Consider the following 18,124-nt stretch of genomic DNA (forward strand, 5'->3'; position numbering starts at 1 on the left):
TCCCATGTCTTATTCCTTATTACTGTATTGTAGATCAGGCTTTGAAAGCGAATGTGCTGCAGAAATTTTAGCTTATACGTCTGAGCGTTCGGTTTCTGGCTTTGTCAAAGCCAAGGAAAACACCGCCCATGTCCTTTTTCAAGGGCATAATCCACAAGAAGTAATTCATATTTGGAATGACTTGCAGTTAAAAGATCTTATTTTTGCCCGACAAATAATTTTAGTTGCTCCCTTAGTGGCAGATTTACCTGAATCCAATAGAACAAAACCTATATATAACTTATTTTTTACAAATTTTGCTGAAGTTTTAAATGGAAGACATATTTTAGATGATCTTTTTATTGAAACATTCGATACAGATTCGCAAAAAGAGCTATTGAATTTTTGTAAAAAATTTACAAGTCCGATGCTTTCTGAGCTAAAGAAAAATGGCTTTATTATAAATGATAAATCCCAGCGTGCTTTACGCATGCATTTAGTATTTTTAACAGGACAAAGTTGTTATATTGGCTTATGTGCTCCAAAAAAGGCTTCGCAGTGGTTTATGGGTATCCCTAGATTTAAATTTCCTATCGATGCCCCTAGTCGTTCTACTTTAAAGTTGGAAGAAGCATTTCACGTTTTCTGTAATGCAGTAGAAAGGGAAAGTGAATTGCAAGCAGGCATGACAGCGGTGGATTTGGGAGCAAGTCCAGGGGGATGGACCTATCAATTTGTGCGCAGAAATATTTATGTTTTTGCGATTGATAATGGACCTATGCAAGATAAATTAATGAAGACGGGTTTGGTTGAACATCTAAAAGAAGATGGTTTTAAATTTCGTGCAAAAAAACCAGTCGATTGGTTAGTTTGTGATATGGTTGAACAACCTAAAAAAATAGCGCAATTAATTGCAGATTGGGCTAAGTTTAAATTAAGTAAAAGGTTTATTTTTAATTTAAAATTACCTATGAAAAAAAGATATATTGAAGTAACTAATTGCTTAAATTTAATTCGCAATGAACTAGACGCAGAAAGAATTCATTATACCTTGCAAGCTCAGCAGCTTTATCACGATAGAGAAGAGGTTACTGTATATTTAAAAATATTGAATTAAAGTTTTTCATTTTTTCTAGGCAATTCAATAACAAAACAGGTATTTTGAACAATGGTATCTAAGTAAAATAAACCTTTATGCTCTTCTATTATTCCTTTGGTAGAACACAAACCTAAGCCTATTCCTTTGCCTACTTCTTTGGTAGTAAAAAATGGTTTCATTAAATTTTCTCTGTTCTCCTTTGAAATACCTACTCCATTATCAATAAAACTTATTTTAATTCTATCCGGTAAGACTTGAAAAGAAATATTTATTATTTTATTTTCTACTGATTCAAGAGCATCGTAAGCATTTAAAAGTAAATTTAAAAATGCTTGGCGTATATGATTAGGTTTGCAATTTACATATATGTTTTTCATACTTTCTACATTATCCAATTTAATTTCTATGCTTCTATTTTTAATTTTTTCCTTACAAAGTAATAAGGTTTCATTTAATAAACCTAAAATAGAATATGGTTGAAGAGGTTCTTTTTCAGAATTTTTTGCAAAAAGTCTTAAATTGGTAATAATTTCTTTAATTCTATCTTTTGTCATCTCAATTTTATCTATTTCACTTAACAAATAAGTTCCATCTAAAGTTGGATTTTCTCTAATATATTCCTTCATCAGATGTGTTTTTCCAGTAATAATCATTAAAGGATTATTTATCTCATGCGCAATTCCAGAAGCCATTTCTCCTAGTGACAGCATTTTAGCATGTTGAATAAGATTTTTTTCATCAGTTTGAATTTTTTTAAATAATTTCTTCATTTCAAAATTTTGAATTACAAGTTTTGCAAGGGATTTCAAAATACGTTCTTGATCATTATTTAATTTATTTGGTTTATGGTCAATTACACAAAGTGTCCCAAGTTTGTAACCTTTGCTCGTAATTAAGGGAGAACCAGCATAAAATTTAATTTTAGGATCTGCTGTTACTAAGGGATTATCTTTAAAGCGTTCATCGTTTTCAGTATTTTCTATAATAAAAACTTCATCTTGGTGAATGGCATGGCCACAAAAAGAAATATCTCTTGAAGTTTCTGTTGCATTTAATCCAAGATTTGCTTTAAACCACTGTCTTTCTCTATCAATAATGCTAATTAGGCTTATTGGTGTTTGACAAATGTAAGAAGCTATAAAAACTATTTCATCTAAATTAAATTCTGGAGGTGTATCTAATATTCCATAATCATATAATTCTTTAATTCTTGCTTCTTCATTTTCTAGTTTAGGCGCCGCTAGCATAAATTTTACCTTAAAAATATATTTATCTTTATTTTAAGATAATTAATGCAATTTTTCAAGGACTTGGGAAAGCATAGAAGAGTCAAGAAGAGTGAGAGAGAAGAAAGTTGTATTCAGCTTGTTTAAAATCTGCAACAAGTTTTTGGACATCTGTATCTGAAGTATTAAATGAAGTAATGATTCTAATAGTACAAGTGTTTTTCTCAAAATTTTCATTAGTAATGTAAAATAAATAATTTTTAGCCAATTCATCCTTAAGTTTTGTAGGTAATTCGATAAAAATTTGATTTGTTTCAACCTTGTTAAGAATTTTGAAGAGCTTAGTAGATTTTAATTCTTTAGCTATATAATAAGATTTTTCGTTAGCATTAATAGCATTATTTAGCCATAGATTATTTTTAAAATATGGAATAAACTGGGCTGGAATAAATCGCATTTTAGAAAATAATTGCATTGACTGCTTTTGAATGTAGGGCATATCAAGGGCTAAATGTTTATTAAAAACAACAATAGCTTCAGCCATAATGGCTCCGTTTTTTGTTGCACCAAAAGAGAGAATATCTATCCCAGTGTCAACAACCATTTCTTTAAACGTTTTGTTTAAAAAAGCAGCTGCATTAGCAATACGTGCGCCATCCATATGTACAATTAAACCATTTGCATGCGCAAAATCACAGATGTCTTTAATTTCTTGACAAGTATAAACTGTACCTAATTCTGTAGATTGAGTAATTGAGACTGCTTTGGGTTTATTAAAGTGGCTGGTTCGAAAATTTAGGAATGCTTGTTTTAAATTACTTACAGTTAATTTTCCGTCTGTTGCATGAGTTGGGGTAGTGAAAATTTTTGCTCCAATAAAGTTTTCAAGAGCTCCACCTTCCGCGGTATTTATATGTGCTATATCTGTACAAATTACAGCTTCGAAACTGCGTAAAACACTTTTCAAGGCTACAACATTTGCTGCTGTTCCTGTCCCAACAAAAAATATTTCACAATCTTGCTTGAAATGCTTTTGGAATTCAGTCTTTGCCATTTTTGAATAAGAATCTGAGCCATAAGGGATTTCAGTGCTTTCTAATGAGGCCATTATCGTTGCTGCAATGTCAGGATGTGCTCCTACATAGTTATCACTTGCAAATTGAATAATTTTAGTATCTTGCATAAAAATTCCTAAACTTTTAAGTAAAAACAGCTTGCCAAAATTATATGATGTTTGGTAGGTTCATACGTAGGTAATATCTGTTTTAAACATAATTACCAATTAAAGCAAACTTTTTTAAAGGGTGCAAAGATGAGGATTAGCCAAGTATTTCAAGTGTTTAAAATATCTACTTTAAATTTTAATAGCTTACCTAAAGCAACATCTACCGCACATCATTCTTACCATCATCATCATCATCAATAAATAGATTTCTTTTTCTCTTTTCATTTTTATAATTTTTTTGCATCAATAGTTATAAGTTTAGTTAATACGCTGATATTATTGACTTTCCTTTTTAATTAGAGCTTGATCAAACTGCCTAGATAGGATGTTTTTATGTATAAAATTATGTATTTGTTTGTTTTATTAATTTATGTCACGACTGCTTTAGGCCAAGACAACGACTTGAGTTTTACTAAAATTCAAAAATCTGGAGTATTAAAAGTTTGCTCCCAAGCGGGCTTTATTCCATTTGAAGTGAAAGATAATAAAGGAAATTGGAAAGGTTTTGACGTAGATATTATGCAAGAATTTGCAAAAAAATATAAGCTTAAATTAGTCATGATGGATACAACTTTAGATGGATTGATTCCTTCTTTATTAACAGGTAAATGTGATTTTATTGCTTCTGGATTGACTATAACAGAAGAACGGCAAAAAGCGGTTTTATTTTCAAAACCTGTCTATACAGTTATTGTATCAGCAGCATTATTAAACACTCCTGAAAATAGAGAAAAATATAAAACATTTAGTGATCTTGATTCAGTGGGAACAAAAATTGCGACTCACACAGGAAGTGCTGCAACTTTATTTTTAAAAAGTTATTTAAAGAAGGCTACACATTTGCAATTTGATACGGAAAGTGATGAAGTGAATGCTGTAGTCCAAAAAAGAACAACTGCTTTTGTTGAAGATAATGTTTTCATCGCTCAAGCAAAAAAGGAAATGAAAATAGATTTTTATACTCTTTTCTCAAATGAAAAGGGAGATCTAGCAATGGCTGCAAGAAAAAAAGATTTAAAGTTAATAGAAAAGTTTAATGAATTTCTTGATCAAATTGAAAAAAATGGTCAATATGCAAACATTAAAAAGAAATATTTTAATTGATGCATTTTGTGGAGATGCTGATATGGAATTTGTTAGTTTAATAGATTATTTGAAGCAAGAAAATATATCACCAGAACATGAATTTAGTAAAAAATCCCTTTTTAGGATTACTAGATCAAAAGATATAAATATAGTAGCTAGTGCTTTAGAACAATTAAAAAGTCTAGATTTAAGCGCTTTTCCTGAAGCTAAGGTGCAAGTTATAGAAAGTTCATTTTTCAAATATTTACCCAATATTGTTGAACTTAATATAGATTACCAACCATTAACTAACCTGGACGATGTTTGTTTTTTATCTAAATTAAAAAAAATTTCAATGAAGGGTTTTAATTTAGTCAATATCTCTTTTTTACCAACTTTTGTTAATTTAGAGGAAGTCATACTAGATGATAATAAAATTATAATTCTACATGGCTTAGAAAATTTAACTAATTTGAAAAAATTGTCATTGAAAAAGAATAAAATACGTAAAATTGATGAAATTTGTGAATTAAAAAACCTACAAGAACTTAATGTTTCTGAAAATGATATTAGTGACATGAGTTGTTTAAAGAAATTAAGTCAATTAAAAAAATTATCCGCAAATAAAAATATGTTAGATAATATAGATTCATTTGAAAGTCTTAAAAATTTAACGCAATTAGAATTAGCAGAGAATCAAATTTATTCTGTAGAACCTTTGCAATATTTATCAAATTTAACCAAATTGGATTTAAGAAAAAACAGAATTAAAAATATAAAATGTTTAAAAGATTTAAGAAGCTTATTTGAATTAAGTTTATCAGGGAATCCTTTATATGATGATGATTTAGAAATATTCCCTCGTTCTTTAAGGATTGATTAATATTTTAGAATTAATATTTGGATTTTTATGACAAAAAGTATGCAAAATTCTCATAGACTTATTTTTGCTACTGTGCTGTTTTTAGTACCTATTTCTCAAGCTGCAATAGATATTTATTCTCCTTCATTACCAAATATAATGAAAAATTTGCAAACAACTGAAAGTAACGTTCAGTTGACTATATCATTATTTCTTGTTGCTTTAGGTCTTGGTCAATATTTATATGGTGCTATTTCAGATAATTTGGGTAGGAAAAAAACCCTTTTTATTGGTATGTTTATTTTTACTGTTGCTAGCTATTTTAGCTATAAAGCAGATAATATTTATGTTTTAATAATCAGTCGTTTTTTTCAAGGTCTTGGTTCTGCTTCTATTGCAGTGCTTTCAAAAGCAATTTCTGTTGATTTATATGAAGGTGTTTCTTTGATGAAAGCCAGTGCCTGGATTGGCTTAATTTGGGGAGTTGCTCCAATTATAGCTCCTGTAATTGGTGGCTATCTAGATGCATTAGGTGGATGGCGACTTTGTTTTTTATTTTTAACTGTTTATGGCTTTATTGGTTGTATATTTATTCTTTTCTTTATAAAAGAAACCTTAAACAAGTATGAGCCTTTTTCAATAAATGGAATTCTAAGAAATTCAATTATTATTTTACGGAATAAAGATTTTCTTGGCAGTACATTAATAGTTTCTGCTACCAATTTAGGGCTTTTTGTCTTTACCCTAATGGCTCCTTTTTTTATTCAAGTCATTGCCAAGAAGTCTCAAATATATTTTTCATATTTGGCTCTTGTTGTAGGTGTTATCTATATATTAGGAGCTTATGTAAGTAACTTTGCTGTGAAGTATTTCGAAGGTGATAAAGTAATTAAACTTGTTTCTAAAGTATTATTATTTTTTGGAATATTTGTTTTAATTTTTTCTGTTTTGTATCCTTTCTCTATTATTCTACTTATGCTTATTTCAAGTTTATTTGCATTTTCATCAGGATTTCTATATCCTTTCTTAGTGAGTAGAATGTTTGCTCCGTTTGAAAATAAAGCTGGTATAGTAAGTGCAAATTATGGAATCATATCTTATGCTTTTTCTGGATTAGTAACTATTTTATTAAGTTATATAAAAGTAAAATCAGTCTTAGAAATATCCATAGCTTATTTTATTGTTTCTTTAATCACTTTTTTATCGTCAGTATTTATGTTTAAAATAAAAATTAAGTAGTGTTAGGTTATGATGAAAAAAAATTATTACTTACTGATTCTAATTTCTTTCCTGCAAAGTTGCAATACTATAAATAGAAATTCTGAAATTTTTCTTGAAAAAATAAATACGCAAAATTATAATGGCTTAATTATTACACAAGAAAAAATTATTGGACAAAATTCTGCACAAATTTTTTCGGCAGAATTACCGCAAAAAAAATTTAATTTAGAACTTGTAAAACCATTTAATTCTATTGATTCAAGCTATAGAGTGTCAAATTGGGCAAAAGAAAAATCAGCAATATTAGCAATCAATGCTGGTTTTTTTTCTATTTATGAAAAGGCAAAAGGAATACAATTGCCAAGTTATAACATGAATACCTGTTATCCAAATATTTATGATCCTTATAATGCCTTTCCTGCAAGAAATTTAAAAATAAATAAGAATTGGTTTGGTACATATCCTAATGAAAATGGAGTAGTTGCTTGGTCTAAAAATCAAGATTTTTTTTATATTGATAAAATCAAAAACTTAAATTATATAAAACTATTGGGTAATAATATTTTATTTAATAATTTTAATAGATATCCATTAAATTCCAATATAACAGTTTTCACAGATATTTGGAAAAATCCTGTTCCTATTTATAAATCAGGAATGTTACTTTATAGCGATAATAGTAAAATTATTAAAATAGAAAAAATATCTGCTAAAGGTATAGGTATTAAAATTCCTAAAAATGGTTTTGTTGTTTATCTTTCTGATGCAGTTAAATTACCTCCTATAAAAGTTGGTGATGCTTTAGAGCTGGAAATAAAAACCTTTTCTTCTGCAAAGATAGAAGATAAATTAGAAAAAATGGACTATATTGTGAGTGGAAATCCAATATTAATTCAAGCTGGAAAAATTCAAGATGATTATCCAAGAACAAAATTTTATCTAAATTCCTATGCCCGAACGGCAATTTGTCAATTAAAGAACAATAATATATTGTTATTGGTTGTTTCTGGAAATGATGAGCTACTTGGAAAATCCTTTGGGTTAAGTATACCTGAATTAACTTCAGTTATGCTGCAAAAAGGTTGTAATAATGCAATAAATCTTGATGGAGGGCATTCATCAGTTTTTTATTTTAATGGAAAAGTATTAAATAGAAATTATCCTCAAGATGAAAATGATTGTTTTAAAATTCATGAGCGTTCTGTTTCTGATCTTATTTTAGTATATTAAATTATCAATCTAAATCAGGGTTATATATTTTTTTCAAAGCACTTCTTATTTTTTCAATTGAATTATCTTCTACATTTAAATTAAAGGCGATATATCTATTTGGGTCTGCTTCTTTTACTTCATATGCCTTTTCTAATTGATTTTCATTGATATTAAATTCTTGAAGTTGAGACTTTAAAACAAATTCATTTGCTATAATTAAGTCTTCTCTTTTTCCTATTAGTTTTTTAAAGTTTACTTCTTGCGAGGCTGATAATTCTAAGTTAGAAAATTTTAGATTTTCTAACATTTTATGTTTTATATCATCTCTAATCACACCAATAGAATATTTTTTTGCATCTTCTAATGTTTTTATATTGATATCACTTCTTTCTTTTAGTTTAAAAAGAAAGGTTTTTGCTTTGTACAAAATGCAACAAAATTTAAATAATTTTTCTCTTTCAGGGGTTTTGGCAATGGGATATATCATAGTTCCATTTTCTTTTTGTGCAATAATGTAGGCTCTTGACCAAGGAAGTAATTCTATTTCAGCTTTAATTTTTAGGTTTTTTCTTAATTTGTTGATTCTATCTGCTAAAATTCCTTCAATTCTTCCATCCTTTCCTATAAAGGTTAAGAAGGGTAATGTTTCAGTAACAATTTTAAAATCATGAATTTCTTCAGAGAAACATCTATTATTAAAAATAAAATTTATTATAGAGAATAATAATGTTAGTAATATAATTTTTTTTTTACTTTAAAAAATAGCATTCTTGTTACCTCAAAAATTCTGAGCAGGTTATTTTATACAAAAAAAAATAAAATTTTAAAAAACTTAATTTATTATATTATTTTAGAATTTTAAGTAGTTGGAGTCAATAAATACAAACTTTGAACGTGTTTAAGAAATGACATAATTTTATATTAAAAATAAAAAATATTTTAGCAAAAGGAAAATATTTAATTAATAGCAGCAACACAATCTATTTCAATTAAATATTCTGGTTGAGCTAGCGCTTGAACACCCAACCATGTGGACGCGGGTTGATTTTCAGGTCCAAATGTATCTATCAACAACTTACTTATTAAATTTGCATCTTTTCCTGGCTGGAAATTGGGAATATAAAGTCTTAGCATTTGAATATTTTCCGCTGTGGCATTCACTGAATGCAAGGCGTGAAAAATATTTTGCATTACTTGCTTAAATTGACCTTCTAATGTTTGTGCTAAACATTGACCTTCAGAATTCCATGCAACTTTTCCAGAGATATGAACAAGTTTATTTTTTTCAGCAACAACAACTTGAGAAAATCCCCAAGGTTGACTAGCAAACAATTCTTTTGGTTGAAAACATTTTCTGGACATAATGTATCCTGATCAGAACAAATAAAAATTTATTAAATAATTAAATTAAATGACCTTCTAGGGCAGTTATATTGGCATTTGTTATTTTAACTTGTACAAGTTTTCCAACAATATTTCTTGGGGAATGAATTTTTACCAACCGACCTTCATAAGTTCTTCCATACCAAGAATGCTCATCTTTTCTATTTTTATATAATACCAATACTTCTCTAACACGATTTATTTCTGCTTGATTTTGTCTCTCTGTTTCTTTGCGTTGCAAATCTAATAATTTTTGGAGTCTTTTATCTTTAACATCTTCAGGAACTTGTTCTTTGAATCGAGTAGCAGGTGTTCCCTTGCGAATAGAATATTTAAAAGCAAAAATAAAAGCAAATTGCATTTCTTGAACAAGACTTAAGGTATCTTCAAAATCTTGTTCTGTTTCACCGGGAAAACCAACAATAATATCAGTGCTAAAAGCAATTTCTGGGCGCACATCTCGAATCCATTTAACTCTTTCAAAATATTCTGCACGAGTATATTGGCGATTCATTCTATCTAAAATTCTATCACTTCCTGATTGGACTGCTAGATGGAATGAGTTTGTTACTTTAGGTAATTCGGCAAAAGCTTTAGCTAGTTGTGGTGTGAAATCATGCGGATTAGAAGTAGTGAAGCGAATGCGTTCCACACCTGGAACAGCGCTTACTGTATAAAGTAGATCGGCAAAAGGTAATTTTCCATTTGATGAATGAATATCCTTTGCTCCTATTAAGTCTAATCCATATGAATTAACATTTTGACCCAATAAAATAATTTCTTTTACACCTTTATCAACTAAATAATTTACCTCATCAATAATTTCTTTTTCAGGCCTACTTTTTTCTCTGCCTCTGGTATAAGGAACAACACAGAAAGTACAAAAGTTATTACAACCTTTAATAATGTTAACATATCTAGTTACTTCATTTTTGTTTTCATCATAATAAGGAGGAACAACATCAATAGGGATAGAATAGCCTTCTTCTTTGTTATCAAATTTAGTTAAAATAAAAGGAATTTCCTTTGTTTTATGAAAGACTTCTTTTTCTTTTTTTTCTTTCTCTGATTTTTCAATAACCTTTTCAAGAAGATTAGGAAGATCTTCAATTTGATCTGGACCAAAAATCATATCAATATAAGGTACTTCTTTAGCTAGCGCATCTGACTCTGCTTGGGCAACACAACCTGAAACTGCAATAATTAAATTTGGATTTGTTTCTTTAAGAGGTTTAATTTCTCCAAGTCGGCTAACAACCTTGTGTCTTGCTTTTTCACGAATATGGCATGTATTAAGTAGGACAAAATCAGCTTCCTCAACAGCTTCGGTAGGACGATAATTGAGTCTTCCTAGTAAACCTAACATTCTTTCTGAGTCTGCAACATTCATTTGGCAGCCCCATGTTTGAATATAAACTTTTTTTAAAAATGCCTCATTTTTTTCACCAACATTTGGATATTCTACCTGTGGTTTAGGCATATATTTAGCAAATAAAGCTTCCGGAGTTATAGGTGTAGAGGAGTTTAATAAAAATTTATTTTTCAAGCCAAACATGGTTCTATTCCTATCTTTTAATACAATATGATTAACGTTTTTTCTGTTTCTTTAATTTTTCTTCTTTTTTTCTTTTTTTCATTCTATTTAATTCTGCTAGGTCAGCAGAACTGAGTCCTCCACCACCCGTTTGAGGCATTCCTCCACCTCCAAATAGGCTATTGAGTCCTCCCATTCCTGCACCGCCCATAGCCCCTAAGCCTCCGCCACCAGCGCCGCCCATCATTTTAGCCATTTTAGCCATTTTTGCCATTTGATTGATTTGACCAAGCCCTGGAATTTTAGATAGCATTCCACCACCACCTAAGCCGCCAAAACCGCTAAACATTTGCATCATTTGGCGCATTTGCATGAACTGATCCACAAGATCTTTTACGTCTTTTTCAGTATGAGCCGAACCTTTTGCAATTCTGGCTATCCGACTACGTGCAGTTTGTGATTTTTGAATAATTAATAAGTCTGGATTTTCTCTTTCCTTAGCAGTCATGGATTGGACTATTGCCCCTTTGCGAACGATATCTCTATCATTTACCTTATCCATATCTTTATCTGATATTTGGGAAGCGATTGGAGTTTTTGCTAAAACATCTTTAATTGGCCCCATTTTGCCAATCGTTCCTATCATTTCTAAAAAATCATTAAAATCAAAATGGCCTTCCATTAAACGATTCGCGCTTTTTTCGGCTTTTTCCATATCTAAAACTTTTGTGAAGTCGTCCATCAACCCAACAACATCACCCATCCCTAATATGCGTCCTGCCATTCCTTCTGGTCTGAACTCTTCAAGTTTATCAAGAGTTTCCCCAGTACCAACAAATAAAATATTTTTCCCAGTGACTTTTTTTACAGATAGCGCAGCACCTCCACGCGTATCTCCATCCAGTTTAGTTAAGATGACTCCAGACAATTGCAAGCGTAAATCAAATGCAGAAGCTGTTCTTACAGCATCTTGTCCAATCATGGAATCAATGACAAGCAAGATATTTTGTGGATTAACAGCAGATTTTATATTTTCAAGTTCACTCATTAAATTGTTATCAATTGCTAGACGACCTGCTGTATCGATAATGACTAAATCGAGCCATTCATTTCTTGCATGTTCAATACCCTTTTGTGCGATTTCTACAGCATTGCTAGATTCTAAAGTAAATACTGGAATATTAATTTTTTCCCCAAGTATTTTTAATTGATCTCTTGCAGCAGGGCGATAAACATCGGCAGCTACGAGTAGGGGACGCATTTTATGTTTTTCAGCTAAAAGTTTTGCTAGTTTAGCAGCATGTGTTGTTTTACCAGCCCCTTGTAATCCCACCAACAAAATTACTGTAGGACCTTTTGTATTTTTTATTATGTCAGTTTGATTTCCACCTAAAAAATCCACGAGTTCATCGTGGCATGTTTTTATAAAATGATCACCAGCTGATACTTTTTGGCCTGATTTTGTTTTTACTGAAACAACTTCATCTAAAGCTTTTTGACGAATATTTTCAATGAATTCTTTTGTAACTTTGAGGTCAACGTCCGCATCGAGCAAGGATCTTTTGACTGCGTCCAGAGCAGGAGCAATGTTTTCGTCTGTAAGCCTTGCTTGTCCTTTTAATTTGAGACTTGCATCTTTAAAACCTTGGGTGACTAAGTCAAACATGTTGTAACCTTTCCACAAAAAATCAACCTTAAACGAGTCTGTATAACTCTCAAATATATGAATGGTCAATGTAAAACATATATTCTGCAGGAGCTCTTTTGGGAGTAAGACTTCTAAATTTAGTAGTAGAGACATGTTAAAGAGTTTGCTATTCAAGAGCAGTGCTGTAAATTTAAAGCATTTTCAAGGAAAGGAACTATGATGGATAAAATTTTTATGTTTCCCGGACAAGGAAGCCAAATAGTTGGGATGGCAAAAGATATTTATCAAGAATTTAAAGAGGTTAAACTGGTATTCCAAGAAGCTTCAGATACTCTTGGGTTCAGCATGGAAAAACTTTGCTTTGAAGATTCAGAAAATAAATTAAATTTAACTGAATTTACTCAACCAGCCATATTAACTGTAAGTACTAGTGTGTTAAAAGCTTTAAAAGAAAGAGTGGAATTAAAACCTGCTATAGTTGCTGGCCACAGTTTGGGAGAATATTCTGCGTTGGTAAGTATTGGTGCAATTTCTTTTTCAGATGCACTGAAGTCCGTTCATTTTAGAGGGCAGGCTATGCAACGCGCTGTTCCAGTTGGAGTTGGAGCTATGGCTGCTTACCTTGGAAATAATGGAATCGAAGTTGAAGCTTTGTGTAAAGAACTTTCCAAACCAGAACATATTGTTGAAGTGGTTAATTTTAATTCACCAGGTCAATTAGTGTTAAGTGGGCATAAAACAGGTGTAGAAAAAGCTTGCGAAGTAATAGCAGAGAAAAAATTGGGTAAAGCAAAAGCTTTGCCAGTTAGCGCTCCTTTTCACTCTTCTCTTATGCAGCCAGCTGCTGAAGAAATGCGAATATTTTTACAAAATATTCAACTAAATTTATTTAACACTGAAATTGTTGCAAATGTTGATGCTAAACTGCATTCTGCAAGTTCATATTCTAAAGATATTTTAGTAAAACAAATTGCACATCCTGTTCTGTGGACTCAATCCTTAAATGCTATAAATTTTAAATATCCAGAAGCTTATTGGATAGAGATTGGTCCAGGTAAAGTTCTTCAAGGTTTAGCTAAAAAAACTTTGGACACATCCCATTGTTTTGGAACAAGTGATTTAGATTCACTTTTAAGTTTAATACAAAATCTATCTTAATTTATTTGGAGAAGCTATTCAGTGCCTAAGTTAAAATCTCAAGATGACATTCTAAAAATGCGTGCTGCTGGAAGACTGGCGGCGCAAACCTTACGCTATGCAGGTGAACTTGTTAAACCTGGGATTAGTACTGAAGCCATTAATCAGGCTGTTCACAATTTTATTGTTGAAAACGGAGCATACCCTAGTCCTTTAAATTATAAGGGTTATCCAAAATCAGTCTGTACCAGTATTAATGATGTTATTTGTCATGGAATACCAAGTGAAAAAGAAATATTGCAAGAAGGTGATATTGTAAATATTGATGTTACTGTTACTTTAGATGGTTATTTTGGTGATTGTTCAAGAACTTTTTATGTAGGTGAACATATTTCAGCTGAGCGAATTAAAGTAACAGAAGTGGCTGAAGAAAGTTTAGTACGAGGTATAATTGCTGCTAAACATGGAAATAGATTAGGCGATGTTGGTAGTGCAATCCAAAATTTTGCAGAAAAAGAAGGTTGTAGCGTTGTACGTGATTTTGTTGGTCATGGCATAGGCAAAGTTTTTCATGAACCTGATTTACAAGTCCCACATTATGGAAAGGCTGGAACTGGTTTGAAAATTGTCCGTGGTATGATTTTCACAATAGAACCAATGATAAATGCAGGTGATTGGCGAATGAAAATGTTAAAGGATGGTTGGACTGCAAAAACATTAGACGGCAAAGCATCGGCGCAGTTTGAACATACTATTGCTATTGTTGGTGATGGAGTTGAAATACTCACAGCCTTAGAAGATGATCCTATAGCAATCAAAGTAAAAAAAATGGGTGGAAATGTTTTGTGGCCTGAATTAAAGGTCTAGAAATTTGCAAAAAACCATACTTAATCAAATTAATATTACTAATATTATGGCTATTTCTGTTGACGGAAAAATTGCTAGTCATGCTTCTGAATCTACAAGTGAAAGAAATAAAATTGGCATGCTTTGTTCTGCTGATTTCGAAAGACTAAAACAAGCTGTTGCATTAAATGATTGTGTGTTTATTAGTTCTAAAAGTATTGAAGTTGAAAAAGGTGCTTTTAGAGTTAGTAAAAACTCAGAAAAAGGGACAGAGCCCGAATGGATAGTCTTTACGCTTTCTGGTACATGTAATTTCTCCCATCCTTTTTGGGGCCAAAAAGAAATTCCAAAATCTTTATTTCATGTGGTAGATTTTAATATAAACTCTAATCCTGATTTATCTATTAAAGAAATAATTATAAAAAATGAAAAAATTACTTTCTATAAAGGAAATATTTCTGGCCTAATAGAATATCTTGTAAAAAATAAAAAAACAAAATATGGATTACTTGGTGGTGGAAAATTAAATGCCTCTTTTTGGGAGCAAAATTTAGTAAACAACCTTTTACTTACTTTAAGTCCAATGTTATTTGGAAAATTTGATCTTCCTTCTTTAGTTTCTTCTTCGCACCTTCTTTTAAAGAAACTAAAATGTGAAGGTATTGCTCAATTGGGTGATTTTATTTTTATTGACTATAAGGTGCTATAAGTACAATTATAGGATGAAAGTAATATGAATAATGAGGCTTTAGTAAGTCATACTGAAATAAAAAAAAATGAGCTTAGTAAATTTCGTAAAATAGTATTTATTTTTGCAATAATTATTATTTGTGCTATTGGTTTTGTTGCTTCAGATATATATCTGCCATCACTCCCTGCTATTGCTGAGTACTTTAAAATAGAAGCCTTTTGGGCACAATATACAATGACTGCTTTTTTAATAACAATGGCTTTTTGTCAAATATTTTGTGGTGCTTTATCAGATAAATTTGGACGAAAAAAAATTCTAATAATTTTTATGATAATTTTTATTTTATCATCTTTGGGTTGTTACTTTTCGCAGAGTATTTATCAATTAATTATATTTAGAATTTTTCAGGCATTAGGCGCTTGTGCTGGAATGACAATAGGTCAAGCAATTGTTGCAGACTTATTCGATGCAAAAGAAATGGCAAAAGTGCTTTCAATCACAATTCCTTTAGTAGCGTTTTCACCAGCAATTGCGCCTGTTGTAGGTGGGCATATTGAGACTATTTATAATTGGCAATCAAATTTTTTAATTTTAGCTGGTTACGGAGTTTTTATAATTTTTCTTCTCTGTTTACCAATTATTCCTTCTTATCCTAAACACAGTAACATAGCTGAAGGGAGTGCGTTTGATTTTAAAATATTTCGGAAAATAATTACGAATAGAAAATTTTTTGCGTTAACATTTTTTATGAAAGCTTCTAATGCTTCTTACTTTGCTTTCTTGGCTGCAAGTCCATTTTTATTGAAAAAATTTGGATATCCCCCAACTGTTGTTGGATACGCATTTTGTGCAGCATCGTTTCCTTATATGTTTGCTTCTTTACTAGGAAGAAGACTTTCAATTAAAAGAACGAGTTTCCAAATTATTTTTATTGGATTGGTATTAAATTTTTTAGGAGCATCACTCCTAATCTTGCATTATTTTATTCATTGGGAACATTTACTCGCTTTAATGATTCCGGTTTTTATAATAACAATTGGAAATGGTTTGCTTATGCCTTTTTCATCAGCTAATGCAATTTCTTTATTTCCTAAACATGCAGGAATGGTAACTGGGACTATTGGATCTATTCAGCTCACCGCCGCTGGAATTGCCACTGGAATTATCGGAATAATTGAAAATGGTACCCTTTTACCAATCGGTATTTTTATTTTGGCTATTGCCTCAGTTGCCATGCTCATTTTTCTATCCACTTTTAGTCTTTCTAGACAGTCAGATAAATCAATTAACATATAGATAATTTAGAATATTTAAATATTTTTTTTAATAAAAATATTTATTTTAAAAAACAAAAAACACTTTTTGTTTAGTTATTAAATGATATGCAATCAAAATTTGACTTTATTGTTATTCTAAAACAAATTCTACCTGGCTGCATATGCAGTGTATTTAAGTAATCTAATTAAGGCAAAACTATGTGTTATCTTAAACTTGTTTTATGCTTTGCTTTCGTTAATTGCTTAGCAATTGCTAAACAGGATGACAGAAAAAGACTCATTTACTACTGCGGTAATAGGGCAGATAAGCCGTGGGATGAAAATTCTGATCTAGCTTGCAGTGGCAGTTTTTATCCTGCTGTTCTAGATTCTTTATTTTATATCGATCATAATGCTGAATTAAAATCAGATATTCTTGATACTTTTCGTTGGGACTATAAAAATAAACACTATAAATTGAAATTAAAGGATAATCTTTATTTTCATAATAAAAGAAAAGTTAATGCAAAAGATCTTGAGTTTAGTATTTTAAGATATTTTTTTGTTTTTAAACCCAGTATTGGAAACACTTTTCATTTAAATATTAAAGGAACTAAAAAAATATCAAAAGGGCAAAAATTTGAATCAGGTCTTGTTGAGGGTGTAAAAATAATTGATGATTTAACTATTGCTTTAGTACCAGCAAAAGCTAATCCTTCATTTTTATATACGTTCACGCATTTTTCTTTTGCATTAGTTCCAAAAGAAGAATTAAAAGAAGATTATATAACATGGAAAGAGTGGCCAATTGGGTTAGGAGCGTATAAAGTAGTTGATTTTAATAAAAAAGAAAAATCTGTTACTTTGTTGTTAAATAATAAAAAAAATTATCCAAATGCAGCTGAAGAAGTATTGTTTCAGCAAGAAAGAAAAATTGAACCAGATATCACAATTAAAGATTTTTTAGCATCTAAAAGTAATAAGTATGTTAAAGAAAGACTTTTAGTACCAATGTATAGAAGAGTTATAGAATTTAATTTTAATTCTGAATATGGTCGTTCTAAAGAATTTAGGCGTGCAATTGCTTTGGCTATTTCAAGAGAAGAATTAGTTAAAAAAACTTATATTCCGACAAATCCCTTATATGAAATATTATTATCATCTAGTTTAGGAAGGATAAATATAAAAGAAAGTCAAAATATAAATGAAGCTAAAAAAGTGATAACATTGATTACAAAGAACAAAAAAAATGTATTTTTGATTCCATATTCTGAAGATCTATCATATTTAGGAGCTGAATATAGAAATATTTTAAAAAAGCAACTTGAAAATGTTGGTATTAATATTTTATTCATTGAAAACAACAAAAATATTTGGGATCCCTTTTCTATTGAATTTTTAAATGCACCGTTCTATATTCATTCCACTGAAGGTGATTATTATGATCCTATTTTAAATTTTACAAAGTATAAAAAAGGATCTCCTTCACAAAACTCTTTTTTAAAAGATGATCTTATAGAAGTCTTATTAGAAGAAACTAAAGAAGCACCTAGTAGAGATATTTTAAATGAAAGGTTAAAAAATATTTCCAGATACTTTTATGAACAAAGGATATTAATTCCACTTTTTGAGATACCTAGTATTGTATACTATAAGAAAGAGAAGATTAAATCTATTGGAAGGCAATTTGGAGGAATAACTCTATATTTACAAAATATTGAAGTTAAAAAGTAATATTTA

The 18,124-nt window shown here is 30.1% G+C and carries 16 protein-coding genes; 10 read left to right on the forward strand and 6 right to left on the reverse strand.

All coding sequences use genetic code 11. The annotated features are described in order from the left end of the window. Nucleotides 1-4 precede the first annotated feature (4 nt). The gene (gene rlmM, locus GOY08_RS01180; protein ID WP_158996735.1) at nt 5-1,096 is read left to right on the forward strand and encodes a 23S rRNA (cytidine(2498)-2'-O)-methyltransferase RlmM; all 1,092 of its coding nucleotides are present in this window, start codon (nt 5-7) and stop codon (nt 1,094-1,096) included. Here the strand turns inward: rlmM and GOY08_RS01185 are convergent. Further along, nucleotides 1,093-2,325 (reverse strand): GAF domain-containing sensor histidine kinase, encoded by a 1,233-nt coding sequence (locus GOY08_RS01185; RefSeq protein ID WP_158996736.1) that lies wholly within the window; start codon nt 2,323-2,325, stop codon nt 1,093-1,095. The genes rlmM and GOY08_RS01185 overlap by 4 nt on opposite strands. Before the next feature lie 82 nt (nt 2,326-2,407). After that, nucleotides 2,408-3,487: a threonine aldolase family protein gene (locus tag GOY08_RS01190; RefSeq protein WP_158996737.1), complete on the reverse strand. Its 1,080-nt coding sequence runs from the start codon at nt 3,485-3,487 to the stop codon at nt 2,408-2,410. Between the two features lie 375 nt (nt 3,488-3,862). On the opposite strand from GOY08_RS01190, the gene GOY08_RS01195 reads away from it, so the two are divergent. From GOY08_RS01195 to GOY08_RS01210, 4 genes are read left to right on the forward strand one after another with little or no spacing between them, the layout of a single operon-like run. Further along, on the forward strand, nt 3,863-4,633 hold the full coding sequence (locus GOY08_RS01195; RefSeq protein ID WP_158996738.1) for a substrate-binding periplasmic protein: 771 nt from the start codon (nt 3,863-3,865) through the stop codon (nt 4,631-4,633). Next, nucleotides 4,602-5,477, forward strand: a complete 876-nt coding sequence (locus tag GOY08_RS01200; RefSeq protein ID WP_158996739.1) for a leucine-rich repeat domain-containing protein — start codon at nt 4,602-4,604, stop codon at nt 5,475-5,477. The genes GOY08_RS01195 and GOY08_RS01200 overlap by 32 nt, the downstream gene beginning before the upstream one ends. A 27-nt stretch (nt 5,478-5,504) precedes the next feature. Further along, complete coding sequence (locus tag GOY08_RS01205; protein ID WP_158996740.1) at nt 5,505-6,695, forward strand: multidrug effflux MFS transporter; 1,191 nt, start codon at nt 5,505-5,507, stop codon at nt 6,693-6,695. A 9-nt stretch (nt 6,696-6,704) separates the two neighbouring features. Then, nucleotides 6,705-7,907 (forward strand): phosphodiester glycosidase family protein, encoded by a 1,203-nt coding sequence (locus GOY08_RS01210; RefSeq protein WP_158996741.1) that lies wholly within the window; start codon nt 6,705-6,707, stop codon nt 7,905-7,907. A gap of 4 nt (nt 7,908-7,911) precedes the next feature. Here GOY08_RS01210 and GOY08_RS01215 read toward each other — a convergent pair whose 3' ends face one another. The 4 genes from GOY08_RS01215 to ffh all read right to left on the reverse strand — a co-directional run bounded on the left by GOY08_RS01215 (nt 7,912) and on the right by ffh (nt 12,472). Then, complete coding sequence (locus GOY08_RS01215; protein ID WP_158998045.1) at nt 7,912-8,631, reverse strand: substrate-binding periplasmic protein; 720 nt, start codon at nt 8,629-8,631, stop codon at nt 7,912-7,914. Between the two features lie 215 nt (nt 8,632-8,846). Continuing rightward, nucleotides 8,847-9,251 carry a RidA family protein gene (locus tag GOY08_RS01220; protein ID WP_158996742.1) on the reverse strand — a complete coding sequence of 135 codons (405 nt, stop codon included), beginning with the start codon at nt 9,249-9,251 and terminating at the stop codon, nt 8,847-8,849. 40 nt (nt 9,252-9,291) lie between these two features. Continuing rightward, the gene (gene miaB / locus GOY08_RS01225; RefSeq protein ID WP_158996743.1) at nt 9,292-10,827 is read right to left on the reverse strand and encodes a tRNA (N6-isopentenyl adenosine(37)-C2)-methylthiotransferase MiaB; all 1,536 of its coding nucleotides are present in this window, start codon (nt 10,825-10,827) and stop codon (nt 9,292-9,294) included. A 31-nt stretch (nt 10,828-10,858) separates the two neighbouring features. After that, nucleotides 10,859-12,472 (reverse strand): signal recognition particle protein, encoded by a 1,614-nt coding sequence (gene ffh, locus GOY08_RS01230; protein ID WP_158996744.1) that lies wholly within the window; start codon nt 12,470-12,472, stop codon nt 10,859-10,861. 198 nt (nt 12,473-12,670) lie between these two features. On the opposite strand from ffh, the gene fabD reads away from it, so the two are divergent. From fabD to GOY08_RS01255, 5 genes are all read left to right on the forward strand, one after another. Continuing rightward, the gene (gene fabD, locus GOY08_RS01235; protein ID WP_158996745.1) at nt 12,671-13,612 is read left to right on the forward strand and encodes an ACP S-malonyltransferase; all 942 of its coding nucleotides are present in this window, start codon (nt 12,671-12,673) and stop codon (nt 13,610-13,612) included. 21 nt (nt 13,613-13,633) lie between these two features. Beyond that, nucleotides 13,634-14,458 carry a type I methionyl aminopeptidase gene (gene map, locus GOY08_RS01240; protein ID WP_235899644.1) on the forward strand — a complete coding sequence of 275 codons (825 nt, stop codon included), beginning with the start codon at nt 13,634-13,636 and terminating at the stop codon, nt 14,456-14,458. A 4-nt stretch (nt 14,459-14,462) separates the two neighbouring features. After that, nucleotides 14,463-15,146, forward strand: a complete 684-nt coding sequence (locus GOY08_RS01245; RefSeq protein ID WP_158996746.1) for a dihydrofolate reductase family protein — start codon at nt 14,463-14,465, stop codon at nt 15,144-15,146. Between the two features lie 24 nt (nt 15,147-15,170). Beyond that, nucleotides 15,171-16,424, forward strand: coding sequence for a multidrug effflux MFS transporter (locus tag GOY08_RS01250; RefSeq protein WP_158996747.1), 1,254 nt, complete (start codon nt 15,171-15,173; stop codon nt 16,422-16,424). Between the two features lie 179 nt (nt 16,425-16,603). After that, nucleotides 16,604-18,118: an ABC transporter substrate-binding protein gene (locus GOY08_RS01255; RefSeq protein ID WP_158996748.1), complete on the forward strand. Its 1,515-nt coding sequence runs from the start codon at nt 16,604-16,606 to the stop codon at nt 18,116-18,118. Nucleotides 18,119-18,124: the final 6 nt, after the last annotated feature.

Source organism: Pigmentibacter ruber, assembly GCF_009792895.1.
Taxonomy (GTDB): domain Bacteria; phylum Bdellovibrionota_B; class Oligoflexia; order Silvanigrellales; family Silvanigrellaceae; genus Silvanigrella; species Silvanigrella rubra.

What these genes read in the sequence shown, in the direction of transcription:
- fabD (WP_158996745.1), top strand. Translation starts at nt 12,671, where the DNA reads ATGATGGATAAAATTTTTATGTTTCCCGGACAAGGAAGCCAAATAGTT.
- GOY08_RS01205 (WP_158996740.1), top strand. Translation starts at nt 5,505, where the DNA reads ATGACAAAAAGTATGCAAAATTCTCATAGACTTATTTTTGCTACTGTG.
- GOY08_RS01220 (WP_158996742.1), bottom strand. Translation starts at nt 9,251, where the DNA reads ATGTCCAGAAAATGTTTTCAACCAAAAGAATTGTTTGCTAGTCAACCT.
- GOY08_RS01210 (WP_158996741.1), top strand. Translation starts at nt 6,705, where the DNA reads ATGATGAAAAAAAATTATTACTTACTGATTCTAATTTCTTTCCTGCAA.
- GOY08_RS01190 (WP_158996737.1), bottom strand. Translation starts at nt 3,487, where the DNA reads ATGCAAGATACTAAAATTATTCAATTTGCAAGTGATAACTATGTAGGA.
- GOY08_RS01185 (WP_158996736.1), bottom strand. Translation starts at nt 2,325, where the DNA reads ATGCTAGCGGCGCCTAAACTAGAAAATGAAGAAGCAAGAATTAAAGAA.
- miaB (WP_158996743.1), bottom strand. Translation starts at nt 10,827, where the DNA reads ATGTTTGGCTTGAAAAATAAATTTTTATTAAACTCCTCTACACCTATA.
- GOY08_RS01200 (WP_158996739.1), top strand. Translation starts at nt 4,602, where the DNA reads ATGCAAACATTAAAAAGAAATATTTTAATTGATGCATTTTGTGGAGAT.
- GOY08_RS01250 (WP_158996747.1), top strand. Translation starts at nt 15,171, where the DNA reads ATGAATAATGAGGCTTTAGTAAGTCATACTGAAATAAAAAAAAATGAG.
- ffh (WP_158996744.1), bottom strand. Translation starts at nt 12,472, where the DNA reads ATGTTTGACTTAGTCACCCAAGGTTTTAAAGATGCAAGTCTCAAATTA.
- GOY08_RS01195 (WP_158996738.1), top strand. Translation starts at nt 3,863, where the DNA reads ATGTATAAAATTATGTATTTGTTTGTTTTATTAATTTATGTCACGACT.
- GOY08_RS01255 (WP_158996748.1), top strand. Translation starts at nt 16,604, where the DNA reads ATGTGTTATCTTAAACTTGTTTTATGCTTTGCTTTCGTTAATTGCTTA.
- rlmM (WP_158996735.1), top strand. Translation starts at nt 5, where the DNA reads ATGTCTTATTCCTTATTACTGTATTGTAGATCAGGCTTTGAAAGCGAA.